The organism is Dactylosporangium cerinum (genome assembly GCF_042653625.1).
Taxonomy (GTDB): Bacteria; Actinomycetota; Actinomycetes; order Mycobacteriales; family Micromonosporaceae; genus Dactylosporangium; species Dactylosporangium cerinum.
The window spans coordinates 457,584-471,418 of the sequence record NZ_JBHSIU010000004.1; the positions used below are offsets into that span (position 1 = coordinate 457,584).

General features: G+C 71.4%; 13 protein-coding genes and 2 tRNA genes. 7 read left to right on the forward strand and 8 right to left on the reverse strand.

Translation table 11 applies throughout. From position 1 onward, the window contains the following. The first annotated feature begins 67 nt into the window (after positions 1 to 67). The 3 genes from ACFPIJ_RS03070 (at position 68) to ACFPIJ_RS03080 (ending at position 1,263) form a co-directional block, all read left to right on the forward strand. A tRNA-Gln gene (locus ACFPIJ_RS03070) sits at positions 68 to 139 on the forward strand. Positions 140 to 196: 57 nt separating this feature from the next. Further along, positions 197 to 269: transfer RNA gene (locus tag ACFPIJ_RS03075), tRNA-Glu, on the forward strand. A 391-nt stretch (positions 270 to 660) separates the two neighbouring features. Then, positions 661 to 1,263, forward strand: a complete 603-nt coding sequence (locus tag ACFPIJ_RS03080) for a hypothetical protein (protein ID WP_380113008.1) — start codon at positions 661 to 663, stop codon at positions 1,261 to 1,263. Positions 1,264 to 1,527: 264 nt separating this feature from the next. Here ACFPIJ_RS03080 and ACFPIJ_RS03085 read toward each other — a convergent pair whose 3' ends face one another. The 3 genes from ACFPIJ_RS03085 to ACFPIJ_RS03095 form a co-directional block, all read right to left on the reverse strand. Continuing rightward, positions 1,528 to 2,337, reverse strand: a complete 810-nt coding sequence (locus tag ACFPIJ_RS03085) for an ABC transporter permease (RefSeq protein WP_380113009.1) — start codon at positions 2,335 to 2,337, stop codon at positions 1,528 to 1,530. Next, the gene (locus ACFPIJ_RS03090; RefSeq protein ID WP_380113010.1) at positions 2,334 to 3,248 is read right to left on the reverse strand and encodes an ABC transporter ATP-binding protein; all 915 of its coding nucleotides are present in this window, start codon (positions 3,246 to 3,248) and stop codon (positions 2,334 to 2,336) included. The genes ACFPIJ_RS03085 and ACFPIJ_RS03090 overlap by 4 nt, the downstream gene beginning before the upstream one ends. Before the next feature lie 93 nt (positions 3,249 to 3,341). Beyond that, positions 3,342 to 4,022, reverse strand: a complete 681-nt coding sequence (locus tag ACFPIJ_RS03095; RefSeq protein ID WP_380113011.1) for a hypothetical protein — start codon at positions 4,020 to 4,022, stop codon at positions 3,342 to 3,344. A gap of 71 nt (positions 4,023 to 4,093) precedes the next feature. On the opposite strand from ACFPIJ_RS03095, the gene ACFPIJ_RS03100 reads away from it, so the two are divergent. Beyond that, complete coding sequence (locus tag ACFPIJ_RS03100; RefSeq protein ID WP_380113012.1) at positions 4,094 to 5,617, forward strand: RNA-guided endonuclease TnpB family protein; 1,524 nt, start codon at positions 4,094 to 4,096, stop codon at positions 5,615 to 5,617. 20 nt (positions 5,618 to 5,637) lie between these two features. After that, the gene (locus ACFPIJ_RS03105) at positions 5,638 to 7,584 is read left to right on the forward strand and encodes a glycogen debranching N-terminal domain-containing protein (RefSeq protein ID WP_380113013.1); all 1,947 of its coding nucleotides are present in this window, start codon (positions 5,638 to 5,640) and stop codon (positions 7,582 to 7,584) included. On the opposite strand, the gene ACFPIJ_RS03110 is transcribed toward ACFPIJ_RS03105, so the two are convergent. Beyond that, on the reverse strand, positions 7,559 to 8,905 hold the full coding sequence (locus ACFPIJ_RS03110) for a PQQ-dependent sugar dehydrogenase (protein WP_380113014.1): 1,347 nt from the start codon (positions 8,903 to 8,905) through the stop codon (positions 7,559 to 7,561). The two genes, ACFPIJ_RS03105 and ACFPIJ_RS03110, sit on opposite strands and share 26 nt — an antisense overlap. Before the next feature lie 30 nt (positions 8,906 to 8,935). Between ACFPIJ_RS03110 and ACFPIJ_RS03115 the strand changes: the two genes are divergently transcribed. Continuing rightward, positions 8,936 to 9,718 carry a 3-methyladenine DNA glycosylase gene (locus ACFPIJ_RS03115; RefSeq protein ID WP_380113015.1) on the forward strand — a complete coding sequence of 261 codons (783 nt, stop codon included), beginning with the start codon at positions 8,936 to 8,938 and terminating at the stop codon, positions 9,716 to 9,718. A gap of 36 nt (positions 9,719 to 9,754) precedes the next feature. On the opposite strand, the gene ACFPIJ_RS03120 is transcribed toward ACFPIJ_RS03115, so the two are convergent. From ACFPIJ_RS03120 to ACFPIJ_RS03135, 4 genes are read right to left on the reverse strand one after another with little or no spacing between them, the layout of a single operon-like run. Further along, entirely contained in the window at positions 9,755 to 10,018 is a 264-nt protein-coding gene (locus ACFPIJ_RS03120; protein WP_203846298.1) for a hypothetical protein, read from the reverse strand. After that, positions 10,015 to 11,550, reverse strand: a complete 1,536-nt coding sequence (locus ACFPIJ_RS03125; RefSeq protein WP_380113016.1) for a radical SAM protein — start codon at positions 11,548 to 11,550, stop codon at positions 10,015 to 10,017. The genes ACFPIJ_RS03120 and ACFPIJ_RS03125 overlap by 4 nt, the downstream gene beginning before the upstream one ends. Before the next feature lie 8 nt (positions 11,551 to 11,558). After that, the gene (locus tag ACFPIJ_RS03130; protein ID WP_380113017.1) at positions 11,559 to 11,951 is read right to left on the reverse strand and encodes a hypothetical protein; all 393 of its coding nucleotides are present in this window, start codon (positions 11,949 to 11,951) and stop codon (positions 11,559 to 11,561) included. Beyond that, complete coding sequence (locus tag ACFPIJ_RS03135) at positions 11,948 to 12,715, reverse strand: prolipoprotein diacylglyceryl transferase (RefSeq protein WP_380113018.1); 768 nt, start codon at positions 12,713 to 12,715, stop codon at positions 11,948 to 11,950. Before ACFPIJ_RS03135 ends, ACFPIJ_RS03130 begins: the two co-directional genes overlap by 4 nt. 91 nt (positions 12,716 to 12,806) lie before the next feature. Here ACFPIJ_RS03135 and ACFPIJ_RS03140 point away from each other — a divergent pair, with 91 nt between their 5' ends. Beyond that, a complete protein-coding gene (locus ACFPIJ_RS03140; RefSeq protein ID WP_380113019.1) occupies positions 12,807 to 13,808 on the forward strand; it encodes an endonuclease/exonuclease/phosphatase family protein in 1,002 nt (333 codons plus the stop codon). Positions 13,809 to 13,835: the final 27 nt, after the last annotated feature.

A 13,835-nucleotide genomic window follows, 5' to 3' on the forward strand; every position in this document is an offset into this window, starting at 1 on the left:
TGCGACAACCGATTTGGCCTGGTGCGTTCGCTCCGGTAAAGTTTCCAACCGGCGCTAACAGCGCCGATGGGGTATGGGGTAATTGGCAGCCCAACTGATTCTGGTTCAGTTAGTCTAGGTTCGAGTCCTGGTACCCCAGCACCGCAGCAAGATCGCGGTGCTGTATTGTTCCACCGCAAGACAGAGCAAGACCTGGGGCCCCGTCGTCTAGCGGCCCAGGACGCCGCCCTCTCAAGGCGGTAGCGCCGGTTCGAATCCGGTCGGGGCTACAGTCCAATGGGCTCAACCTGTTCACAGGTTGAGCCTGTTCCCGTTGGTGGACTTCCGCGTTCTTCGCGCAGCGGCTTCGCCGCCGCTCCCCAGCGGGGGGTTCCCACCCCGCACCCCCCATGCTTCGCTTCGCTCGCACTGCTCGCTTCGCATCGGCAGGACGGCGCTGCGCGCCGCGATCGGCGGCCGGCCGGGGAGCGTGCCGTTGGCCTGGATGGCGAGGGTGGGCGGACTTGCTCAGCCGTGGGTGGGGTGGCGGGACTGTTGGATGGCGTCGGCGATGGCCGTGGCGCCACGTACGAGCTTCGTGCTTCAAACCTGGCGGGCGGTTGATGGGTCTCGTCGTCGAGCCACGTCTAGGGGAATGTCCCGTCACGCGAGATGCTTGGCGTGATCCATGCCGGTTGGTTGGGTGGCTTGCTGAGCCGTGAAGACGGTTACCGCGGGGAGGTTGAGGACATGGAGGCGCTCGACGTCCTGGCGGCGTTCGGCTCAACTGGCCGGGTCGGCCTTCTTCATCCCGGCGCCCGCCTACGGGAGGTCGCCGCCGCCTACGGCATGCCATGGGACATCGGGCGGATCGACAAACACCACCGGTGGCCGCACCTGTACTCCTACGGTGACGTTGAGTTCGTCGTATGCCGCTGCCGGATCATCAGTTCAGTGACGATCCAGACCTGGCGAGGGACAGTCGAGCTGCCGAGCCAGGCACAGCCCGGCGAGGTCACCACCCTGCCCGCACGACTGACCTTCGCTCAGGTGGCCGACAGCCTGGCCGCCGCAGACTGCCAGTGGGAACAGCTCAAGCCGATCGAGGGACAGTGCGGGCTGCGCACCCTGCCTCAACGCGTCGACTTCACCTTCGTCACTGACGACGGACCCGATCCCGTGCTGCACGCTGCAGGCACTTGGGCCCATGAGCACGACTGCATGCCGGCGGCAGCCGTCGACGCTGCCTTCGCCGATGACTTCCCTCTGGAGCAGGCCGACTGATCTTCGCGCAGCGGCTTCGCCGCCGCTCCCCAGCGGGGGGTTCCCACCCCGCACCCCCATGCCTCGCTTCACATCGGCACGCGCGCCGCGCCGCGCTTCGCATCGGCGCCGGGGCCTGCTCGCGGGAGTCGCTGCGCGGCCTGACAAAGCTTCGACCAGCCCGACAACACTGCCGTCAGCGCGGTGGCCGGCAGTGTTGTCGGGCTGCGCGACCAAACTTGCCGTCAGGGCGCCGGCTTGGTCACGCGGGCTTGGGCGGAGGGGTCAGGCGTCGCGGGTGCGGAACAGGTAGGCGGCCACGACCAGGAGCACGGCCGTCCAGCCGGTGAAGACGGCCAGGCCCTGCCATTGGGTCAGGAGGGAGTCCGGCGGCAGCGACGGCTTGAAGACGAGCTGGCCGGCGTTGGTGGGCATCCAGGCGTGGACGTGGTCGCCCCAGTTGCCGGGGAGGAGGACCGTCAGGTTGGAGACGATGAGGATCAGGCCCAGGACGCCGGTGATGGCGCCCGCGGTGTGGCGGACGATCGCGCCGAAGGCCAGGGAGAACAGGCCCAGGACGGTGAGGAACAGGCCGGCGCCGAAGACGGAGCGGGCGATGCCGGGGTCGCCGAGGTTGACCGTGATGTGGTCGGACATGACCCAGCGGCCGGCGAAGAAGGCGGCGAAGCTCAGCAGCTCGCCCACGACGAACATCAGGACCGCGAAGACCACGACCTTCGCGCCCAGGACCGGCAGGCGGCGGGGCTGGGCCTGGAGGGTGGAGCGGATCATGCCGGTCGTGTACTCGGCGGAGACGACCATGACGCCGAGGACCGCGACGATGAGCTGGGAGATGAAGACCGGCTGGTCGATGATGATCTGGAGGGGTTCGGCGGCCATCATGGCCTGCTCGTCGGGGGCGAACTGGTCCCACTGGCGCATGATGACCCAGGCGATGAAGGACATCAGGCCGACGGAGATCGCCGCCATGGCGGCCAGGGACCAGGTGGTGGAGCGGACGGTCCGCAGTTTCGTCCACTCGGAGCGCAGCAGGCCGTCGAAGCCGGCGCGGCGGGTGGCGGTGAGCGTGGTCATTGTGCCCCCAGAGAGCCGTGGTATTCGACGCTGTCCTTGGTGAGTTCCATGAACGCCTGCTCCAGCGATGCCTGCAGCGGGGCGAGCTCGTGCAGCCGGAGGCCGTTGTCGAACGCGAGGTCGCCGACGCGGTGCATGGGCAGCTCGGTCACCAGCAGGGAGCCGTCGGGCTCGGAGGTGACCGTGCCGCCTGCGGAACGGACCAGCGACGCCAGCGCTGGGGCATCAGGGGTGCGGACCCGGGTGGCCAGCACGGAGTTGCTCTGGATGAACTCCTGCACCGTGCAGTCGGCGATCATCTTGCCGCGGCCGATGACGAGCAGGTGGTCGGCGGTGTGCTCCATCTCGGACATGAGGTGGCTGGAGACGAAGACCGTGCGGCCCTCGGCGGCGAGGGACTTCATCAGGTTGCGGATCCACAGGATGCCCTCGGGGTCGAGGCCGTTGACCGGCTCGTCGAACATGAGGATCTGCGGGTCGCCGAGCAGGGCCGTGGCGATGCCGAGGCGCTGCCCCATGCCGAGCGAGAAACCCTTCGACCGCTTGCGGGCGACCGCGGTGAGGCCGACGACGTCGAGCACCTCGTCGACCCGGCGGCGGGGCAGGTTGTTGGTCTGCGCGAGGCACAGCAGGTGGTGGTACGCGCTGCGGCCGCCGTGGATCGCCTTCGCGTCCAGCAGCGCCCCGACCGCGAGCATCGGGTTGTCGAGGCGGGCGAAGGGACGGCCGTTGACCGTGACGCGGCCGCTGGTGGGGGCGTCCAGGCCGAGGATCATCCGCATCGTGGTGGACTTCCCGGCGCCGTTCGGGCCGAGGAAGCCCGTCACCTGTCCTGGGCGGACCGTGAAGGAGAGCTGGTCCACGGCGACGCGGTCGCCGTACCGTTTGGTGAGGCCGACAGCCTCGATCATGACGTTCCTCCCGCTGCATCCAATGGTCGCAGCGGGAAGGTAGCCAACCGTTGCTGTGGCGAGCCTAAGAAGACCTGAGCCACCGCACAGGTTTCAGCCGATCACGTTGACGGCGCGGGCCACCACGAGCAGGACGGTGACGAGGGAGACGGCGGACTCGGCGAGCATGCCGAGCTTGGCCCAGGTGGACATCGGCAGGGTGTCGGTGGGGCTGAAGGCGGTGGCGTTGGTGAACGAGAGGTAGAAGTAGTCGAAGAACCCCGGCTCCCAGTCCCGCGGGGCGAGCTCCGGCGAGCTCATCTGGGGGAAGAGGAAGTCGGGATGGGGGCGCAGCCCGTCGGCACGGGACGCCGGGCCGCCCCGGTCGCCCTCCCAGAACCACAGGGCGAACACGATGACGTTCGTCAGCCAGATCGCGGCGCCCCACAGCAGCAGGTGCGAGGCGATGTGACCCTCACCGAAGAGGGCGCGCACGAGCCGGATCGCGGACAGCGCGGTCGCCACCCCGAGCAGCGCGGCCAGGCCGATGCTCAGTGGGCGCAGGATCCGCGTCTCCCGGTTGATCCGCAACGGGTTGACCACGACCACGCTGAGCAGCAGGGCCGCCTCCAGGCCGGGCAGCAGCCAGCGCGGCCGGGGCGCCAGGTCGGCGGGCAGGAGCAGGTGGATGCCGACGGCGACGGCGATCGCCAGGGCGGCCGGCCAGCGCTGCTCGGCCTCGGTGCGGCGCAGCCAGCCGGGCGGCTGGGCGGACGCGGGGGGCACGTCACTCACGACGTTAACGCTAGTGCTTGGTCAATGAACGTTGGCCGGGTTTTGTCGTACCCCTGTGCTTGGGTGTCGGTATGCCTCGGCGCCGGGATTCTGACGCGGTCCGGGTGGTGCACCGCACCGCCCGGGTCGGGTTGCGCCTGACCCGAGCGCAACGCAACCGGTGTTACGGCCTGTTGCGGTCGGCGGGTGATGTCTGGGCGTGCGTGCTGGAGGTCAATCACTGGCGGTGGCGGCACGACGCGCCGCCGGTGGTCGCGTATCAGGCGTTGTGCCGGGAGTTGTCGGCGGCCGGGCCGGGCACGTTCGGCGAACTCGACACGACCGGGGCCAGGTCGGTGCTGCGCCGGTACTCCGACGCATGGTTCACCGCGGCGAAACGCCGCAACGCCGGCGACGTGACTGCTCGGTTCCCGCGGCGTCGGCGTGGGCTGTTGCCGGTGCGCTACTACCACGGCACGTTCACCCTGGACCGGCGCAGGGTGCGACTACCGACCGCCGCTGGTTGCCCGGCGTTGTGGCTGCGCCTGGACCGGGAGGTGCCGTACCCGATGGAGCAGGTCCGTTCGGTGACGCTCCTGGCTGAGGGTGGCCGGTTGTGGGTCGAGGTGACCGCCGAGGTCCCCGTCACCGCCTACCCGCACGGTGCGGCGCCGGATCCGGGGCGGGTGGCCGGGGTCGACCTCGGTGTGATCCACCCCTACGCGGTCGCCGGCCCCGACGGGCACGGCCTGCTCGTGTCCGGCCGGGCGGTCCGCGCCGAACATCGCATGCACCTCGCCGACACCAAACACCGCAGGCGGGCGACCGCGGGCCGTGCCCCGAAACCCGGCCAGCGCGGGTCGAGGCGGTGGCGGCAGGCGCGGCGCCGGGCGCGGCTGGTGGAGGGCCGGCATCGGCGGCGGGTCCGGCAGGCGCAGCATGAGGCGGCGAAGACCGTCATCGGCTGGGCCGTGCAGCACAGGGTCGGGACGTTGACCGTCGGCGACCCCCGCGGCGTCCTGGACCGGCCGGCTGGGCGCCGGCACAACCTGCGGCTGCGGCAGTGGCAGATCGGCCGCGCCATCAGCATGTTGCGGGGCAAGGCCGAACTCGCCGGGATTGTCGTGCACCTCGTCGACGAACGCGGCACCTCCTCCACCTCCTCCACCTGCCCCACCTGCCGCAAGAGGATCAGCAAACCGGCCGGCAGGACGATGACCTGCCGGCACTGTCAGCTCACCGGGCACCGTGACCTGTTCGCGGCCGCCACCATCGCCACCCGCACCCCCGGCCGGACACCGGCCACGGAGGCGGGTGGTGGTTCCAGTGTCACGACAGCCGTTGTGCTGCCGCGGACGCTCACGCACCGTCGAGCGGGACGGCACCTCCCCGGTGCCGGACTGTCCCGGCGTGACCCACGCCGACCCCCACCACACCGACCACCACCAGCAGCAGCGGTGGCGGCCGGTGCGGCACCGGCGGCGGTAGGGGTCAGTTGGCCGGCTGAGGCCCGCCCCACCACCAGCAGCAACCCGGTGGGGAGTCGCTCGACCGCACCCCGCGGCGAGGAACCACAACACCACCAACCCGGTGAACGTTCGTGGTCACAGCACTAGCCCTTGTACCGTCGGACGGCATGGCACAGCACCAACTCCACGACCGCGTCACCTGCGTGGCCGCGCCCGCGACCTGGCTGTCAGGTCCGGACGGCCGGATGACAGGGAAGGCGGACGGGCTCTACGTCGAGGACCGGCGGGCCGTGGCCCACCTGGAGGTCACGATCGACGGCGCGGCGCCGGCGATGACCGCCCAGCGCACGGGTGCCGCTTCGGCGGTGTTCGCAGGGGTACAGGACACCCGCAGCCGGCTGGCCGAACCGCTCGGCGGCACCGAGACCGTCACGCTGTCCAACGACGCCGGCGAGCCCCGCAGCGCGGTGCTGGCGATAACGGCGGCGACGGACTTCGCCACCACCGGCGCGATCCGCGACGGCAACCCCGGATCCACAGTGGACTTCGAGCCCGCTGACGGCGGCACCTGGTGGGCGCGGTCCGCGGACGGCATGGCGGTCCGGCTCGACGTCACCCCGCCGCCCGACGGGCCGTTGCGCTGGGCGGTGACGCTCGAGCCCGGCGAGCGGTTCTCCGTGGAGCTGCGCTTCACCCGTACCGACGTCGCAACCATCCAACGCGCCAAGCGGTTCAGCACGCTTCGGGTGGCTGCGGCCGACCCGCGGCTCGACGTGCTGGTGCGCACCGGTGTCCAGGACCTCGACGCGCTGCGGCGCACCGACGGCGCCGACGTGTACTACTGCGCCGGCAGCCCCTGGTACCTCACCCTCTTCGGCCGCGACGCGTTGTGGTCGGCGCGGCTGGGGCTGCCGCTCGGGGTCGACGTCGCCGCCGGCACGGTGCGGGCGCTCGGCGCGCGGCAGGGCACCGCGCACCACGGCGACACCGAGGAGGAACCCGGCCGCATCCTGCACGAGCTGAGGCCGCCCGACGCCGCGCACCGCCTGCCGCCGGTCTACTACGGCACGGTCGACGCGACCGCCCTGTTCGTGTGCACCCTCGCGGACGCGTACCGCTGGGGCATGCGCCCGGACGCCGTGGAGGCGCTGCTGCCCAATGTGGAGGCTGCGCTGGAGTGGCTGGCCGGGCACGAGGGATTCGTCGCCTACCGCTCGACCGGCACGGGCCTGACCAACCAGGGCTGGAAGGACTCCGGCGACGGGGTCCAGTTCGCCGACGGCCGCATCGCCACCGGGACCTTGGCGTTGTGCGAGGTCCAGGGGTACGCCTACGAGGCCGCCGTGCGCGGTGCCGACCTGCTGGACGCGTTCGGCCGGGCCGGCGGGCAGCGGTGGCGGGACTGGGCCGCGGATCTGGCCGAGCGGTTCCGGGCCGCGTTCTGGTGCCCCGGCGGCTATCCGGCGGTCGCGGTGACCGGCGACGGAGAACGGGTAGACGGCGTGGCGTCCAACATGGGGCACCTGCTCGGCACCGGCCTGCTGTCCGCGGCCGAGAGCGCCTCGGTGGCGGGCCATCTCCTCGCGGCGCTGCGGTCGCCGTTCGGGCTGCGGACCCTCGCGGTCACGTCGGCCGGTTACGACGCGGGCTCGTATCACGCCGGGTCCGTGTGGCCGCACGACACCGTGATCGCCCTGCTGGGGCTGGCCCGCGACGGGCACCGGGAGGAGGCCGCCTCGCTCGTCGGGGCGCTGCTGGCGGCGGCCGAGCGGTTCGACTTCCGGCTGCCGGAGCTGTACGGCGGCGACGACGACGCGACGCCGTACCCGGCGGCGTGCCGGCCGCAGGCGTGGGCGGCGGCGGTGGGGCCGGCGCTGCTCACCGCGCTGCTGGGGCTGGACGTCGACGTGCCCGCCGGGCGGATCACGTTCGACCCGATCGCGCCGTCGCCGGTGGGGGCGTTCCGGGTGCGGGGGCTGAAGGTGGCCGGGGGCGAGCTGGACGTGACCGTCGACGCCTCCGGCGCCGTGACGGTCCACAATGGACCGGTTGACATCAGGTTCCTGCTCGCGGACGGTCGCCCGGCGCCTATTTCGGCGGCGTCAGCCGGATGATGGAGCCGCCGTAGTCGTCGCTGACGAGGATCGAGCCGTCAGCGTCCAGCGCCGCGTCGACCGGCCGCAGCCACGGCTTGGCGGCCTTCACGTCGACGAGCCCGGACAGCAGGTCCACCGGGTCGCCCGGCCCGTTCGCCGTCCACGGCACGAACACCACCTTGTAGCCGACGGGCTTGGTGCTGTTCCACGAGCCGTGCATCGGGATGATCGCCCCGCCGAGCGCCGGGGAGAACGTCAGCCCCAGCGGCGCGGTGTGCGCCGGCAGGCCGAGGTCGATCGGGTCCGCCTTGGCACAGTCGGCCCTGCTCCCGTCGCGGTTGAGCTCGTAGTCGCGGTGGAAGCCGAGGTTGTGCGTGCCGTTGTCGCTGTCCGGGTTGCAGAACGGCCAGCCGTAGAAGCCGCCGTCGCGCACCTTGATGAGCTCCTCCACCGGGTACTGGTCGACGAACTGGCTCATCTTCTTGCCCTTGTCGGACTTGCCGTCGCCGTCGACGTCGCGGTCGTCGGGGACGAGGGTGTTGTCGCGGTTGTTCACCACGACCCACAGCTCGTCGCTGCCCGGCCGGAACGCCAGCCCCTCCGCGTTGCGGATCCCGGTCGCCAGCAGGTGCTTGCCCGCGTTCTTCCCGGCCGCGTCGTACGTGTAGATCGCCGCGCGCCGCGGCTCGCTCACCGTGTCCTCGACGCAGGCGTTGCAGGTGGAGGCGATCGACAGGTAGAGCTTGCCGTCCTTCACCGCGATGTTCTTCAGCACGTGCGCGTAGTTGCCCCGCAGCTCCGGCGTGCTGGTGTCCGGCAACCCGTCCACGACGACCTGCCCGTCGTGTGCCTTGAGATCACCGGACTTGTACGGGTAGCGCACGACCTTGTCGGCCTCCGCCACGAACAGCCAGGTGGCCCCGCCGGCCTCGGCGAACACCAGGTCGTGCGGCCGGTTGAGCCCGGACGCGAACTCGGTCACCTTCCCGGCCCGCACCACCCGGATCCGGCCCTGGCTCGGCTGCGACACCAGCAGGTCGCCGCTCGGCGTGAACGTCATGAACCGGGCCTTGTCGACCCGCGCGTGCACCGCCGCGGTCCACCCCGCCGGCAGCGTCACGCTCCGCGCCACGTCGAACGGCGCGGCGTTCAGCCCGGCACCGGCGGTGACCTTCACGCTCGCCGGCGCCCCCAGCACCAGCGCCGTCGACGGCTGCGACACCGTTCCCGTGGCGCCCGACGCCCCTGGCCTGGCCGCTTCGGGCGACTCCCCGCCACAGCCGGCAAGTGCCAGCGAGCAGGCTGTGGCGGCCACGAGCACTGCACCGAGCTTGCGCATGCGTGAGACGGTACAACCTAAACTTGGCGGATGCTCACAGACCAGTCATCGTGGCAGGCCCGCCGGGCTGCGCACGAGGCACGGGTCGACGAGTGGATCGTGCCGCACCTGCAGCGCCGCCGCCGCGGCGAGAAACACCCGGTGCTCGACTTCCTGTTCACGTACTACTCGTTCCGCCCCGCACAGCTGCGGCAGTGGCGCCCGGGCGGCGACCCGCACAAGCGCCCATCGACTGTCACCTGGGTCCGCGATCTCCTCGCGGCAACCGCCGCCCGCCCGCCGCACCTGCGCTGCTTCGGCCTGCACGAGTGGGCGATGGTCTACCGGCAGACCCAGGACGAGCTGCGGCACAACGCCTGGCCGCTGCGCCTCGGCCCGACCGGCACCGACGCGGTCGTCGAGGCGAGCCGCATCCGCTGCAGCCACTTCGACGCCTTCCGCTTCTACACCGCTCCGGCCCGCTCGCTGAACCTGCTGCAACCGACCCGCGAGACCCAGACGGCCAACGAGCAACCCGGCTGCCTGCACGCCAACATGGATCTCTACAAGTGGTCCTACAAGCTGAGCCCGCTCACTCCGAGCGAGCTGATCGCCGACTGCTTCGAGCTGGCCGTCGCCATCCGCACCCTCGACATGCAGGCCAGCCCGTACGACCTGGCCGCCCTCGGCTACCCACCCGTCCAGATCGAGACCGCCGACGGCCGCGCCGAGTACACCCGCCGCCAACGCGACCTGTCCGACCGCGCCGCCCCACTGCGCGCCGCCCTGATCGCCGTCTGCGACACCGCCCTCACTTCGACCGTGACGCCCTGACCGTCGCCGGACCAACCGGTCGCGCGGGCAACGGGCTCAGGTGAGCCAGGTGTAGACGTTCCAGGTGATGCCCGCCACCGCGGCCAGGGCGAGGGCGCCCAGGTAGGTCAGGACGAGGCGGGTGTCGCGCAGGACGCACTTGGAGTGGGTCAGGCCCTGCCGGCGGGCCCGCACGTAGCCGGCGAAGCCCAGCACGGCGAAGCCCAGCAGCGCGACCGGGCCCAGCAGCCACGCGAGGGCGGCGATCGTCGCATACACGCACAGGCGCAGCGGGTCGTACGGCTGCGGGGTGGATGTCACGGCAGCGCTCTGGGGAGGCGTTGGGCGGACAGCGCAGGCCAGGCCTGGACGGCGCAGAAGGGGGCGCACTGGTGGGCCGACTCGGAGGAGACGGTGGCGACGTGGACGCAGCACTGCAGGAGGCGTTCCTCGATCATCGTGGCCATGTCCATGAACGGCTTGACCGTGATGCGTTTGACGCGTTCGCCGAGCATCTTGCGCAGCCGGTTGCGGCCGCCGGGCAGGGACGAGGAGACCAGCGTGGTCAGGGTCGAGATGCCCAGGTCGCAGTTCTCGCAGATGTCGCGCCACAGTGAGCCGACGTCGGGGTGCGACAGCGACGACTGCTCCGACAGCAGGCCGAGCAGGGAGTCCTTGACGGCGGTCCGCAGGGCGAGGGGCAACTGCACGTCGGCGATGCGGTTGGCGACCAGGTCGGGTTCGAGGTCCAGGAACGTGAGCAGGCGGTCGTGGCCGATGAGTTTGGTCATCGACTGCCACTCGCCGGCGTCGTCGCGCAGCAGGTACCCCACGGAGCAGCAGTGCGGGTGCGAGCAGGGCAGCGCGGTCAGGTCGCGCCAGGTGACCTGGTCGGCGGTCTGCGGGCCGAGGCGGGCCAGGACGCCGGTGTGGGTCAGCCGGTTCAGCGGGTCGATCGCACCCGAACGGCCCGAGCCGAACTGCGGTTGCAGCGACACGCCGCCGACGTACGGGGTGTCGAGGGCCCGCTTCACGACGGCGCCGATCTCGTCGTCGTTGACGCCGAGGGCGCAGGTCATCGTGAGGGTGGTGAAGATGCCGCGGGAGGAGAGGCGGTCGATCGCCTGGTCCTTGAGGCGGCGCAGGTCGGCGCCGCGGTGGTGGCGGGCGGCGCGTTCGGTGACGCCGTCGTACTGCAGGTAGACCTCGACCCGCTCGCGGTGCTCGGTCAGCAGGTCCAGCAGCGCGTCGTCGCGGGCGATCTTCACCCCGTTGGAGTTGACCAGGACGCGCACCACGTTGCGGGCGGAAACCTCCCGCAGCAGTTCCGGCAGGTGCGGATACAGGGTGGGCTCGCCGCCGGACAGCATGAGCACGTCGATGCGGCCGTTCTCGCGGGACAGCTTGGTGTCGATGCTCGCGAGGACATCGGTAAGCGCAACGAGGTCCGTAAGAGCCGGGGACGAGTCGGTGAAGCACGTGGGGCAGCGCAGGTTGCAGCTGTCGGTGAGGTCGGCGAGCAGGATGCAGGTGTGCTGGGTCTGCATCTCCGGCAGGCCGGCCAGGTACGCCGACGGCACGGGCGCGAAGTTTCCGGCGAGGTCCGGCACGTGGGTCTTCGTCGGGGCGGTCCACTGCTCCAGGTACCGCAGGATCTCCGGCGACTCGTCGTAGAGCGTGCGGACGAGGCCGTGCGCGGGGCAGCCGCGTTCCAGCCAGATCCGGCCGTCGCGTTCGGCGAGCCAGCCCGACAGCCGCTGCACCGTCTCCAGTGGACGGTCCGGCTGCTCGTCGTGGCAGTGCGGGCAGAAGGCGTTGACGTACCGGTGGATCCGGTCGCCTCTCAACTGCATGCCGTTGCTCAAAATGACCCCGTGTTGGCGTTGACGATCGCGATGCAGACACCGATCCCGGCGACCGGGAAGACGATGACGCTGACCGCCCAGCCGATGAGGATGCCGAGGCCGAGACCCCGGTCCCGGCGGGCGATCCAGACGATGCCGATCACCAGGCAGGCGACGAACAGCACCAGTTGCAGCAGCAGCTCAAGGTAGACGCCCAGCAGCGCGTTCTCGCTGTTGTCCGTGGAGGCGAGCGCGATCGTCACCAGCACGCCGATGCCGATCGCGAGGACCTGGGCGCCGGCGGCGATGCCCAGGCCGGCGGCGACCTTGCGGCCGCGGATCGGGCGCTCCTCCCCGTTCGGGGGCGGCGGGGACGGCACGGTCCAGCCCGAGTTGGGTGGCATCGTCATGCGGCCACTGCTTCCTTCCGTCTCACCAGATCACGCACCAGGCCCGCCACGATGAGCGGCAGGCACGCGAGGAGGAACAGCTGCGGCCGGGTCAGCCCGTGCCACACCACCTCGTTGCCCCGCACGAACTCCACCACGAAACGGAACGCGGCGTAAGCGGCAAGATAGATTTTGAACAGCGCGCCCGGCGCGGTGATCTTCTTGCGGAGCGCCAGCAGCGCCCCGAACGCGAGCACGTGGAACAGGATCTCGTAGCCGAAGGACGGATGCAGCGGCACGCCGGCGACGGTGTGCATCGCCTCGGCCTGCGCCGCGTTCAGCGTGACGCCCCACGGCAGGTCCGTCGGGGTGCCGGGCGGTTCGGCGAGGAGGCAGCCGAGCCGGCCGATCGCCATCCCGGCGGCGACCGCGGGCGCGAAGAGGTCGCCGGTCCGCCACGGGTAGCCGGACACCTTCTTCGCCACGATCGCGCCCACGTAGGCGCCGACGAGGCCGGACAGGATGCTTCGGTTGCCGTACGCCCACTGCTCCAGCAGCGTCGCGTTGTCCCGCGGGTCGAGGTGCTGCGCCCAGGTGCCCAGCCGGGCGAAGAGGGCGCCGCCGACGAGGGCGCCGGCCAGCACGTACCAGAGCCGGTCGTCCTGCGCCCGGCGGCGGCGGACCTCCCACAGGAACACCAGGGCGGCGACCCCGATGCCGAGCGCGACGCACACGTCGTGGGTCAGGATCGCCACCGGACCGAACCTCGCGATGACCGGGTGCACGATTGCGCAGCTTAGTGGTGCGCCGCAGGGTTCTGTGAAGATTCACAGCACGGGGCGGGCCGGCCGGCCCCGGTCCCCTACCCTTGGCGGGATGGTCAGCACCGAGGAGACTCTGCCGCTCGTGGTGTCCCGGCCGCGGCGGTGGCTGACGGTGCTGCTGTGGCTGTTCATCGCGCCGTTCGCGGGGTGGTCGGCGGCGCGGGTGTTCGGCCTGGAGAGCGGCTACCCGACCATCCAGCTCATCGCCTTCACCCCGTATGTCGCGCTGGCTTCGTTGGTGCCGCTGGCGCTCGCGCTGCTGACGAAACGGATCTGGCCGGCGGTCGCGGCGGCGGTGGTGGCGATCGCGTTCGCCGCGTGCGTCCTGCCGCGCTGGATCCCCGACCCCGACGCCGGGGTCCCGGCCGGGCCGACACTGCGGGTGATGAGCGTCAACATGCTCTACGGCCAGGCCGACCCCGGCCACATCGTGCGCCTGGTCCGCGACGGCGCCGTCGACGTGCTCGCCGTGCAGGAGTACACCGACGAGGGGCGCACCGCGCTGCGCGCGGCCGGGCTGGAGGAGACCCTGCCCAACTCGGCCACCTATCCGCGGGACGACGCGGGCGGCTCGGCCGTCTACAGCCGCTTCCCGCTCGCCGACCAGGGATACCGGCAGCTCGCCGGTGGCTTCGTGCAGGCGCACGCCGCCGTGCGGGTGCCCGGCGCTCCGGCGGTGCGCGTCGAGTCGGCGCACCCGTGCGCCCCGATGGGCCGTGCGTCGGATGCCTGCTGGCTGGCCGACCTCGCGGCGCAGCCGGCGGCGACCCCGGGCGGGCCGGTCAACCTGCTCATGGGCGACTTCAACGCGACCCTCGACCACGAGGCGTTCCGCCAGGTGGTGGCGAAGGGGTACCACGACGCCGCCGATGTCGCCGGGGCCGGGCTGTCCACGTCGTGGCCCTACGACAACCGGTGGTACTTCCCGGGCGTGACGCTCGACCACGTCCTCGCCGATGCGCGCGTCGGGGTGCGCAAGGTCGTGATCCACCGCATCACGGGGACCGACCACCGGGCCGTGTTCGCCGAGCTGGTGCTCCCCAGGGCCGACTGAGCGGGTTCTGTGAAGATTCACAGCAGG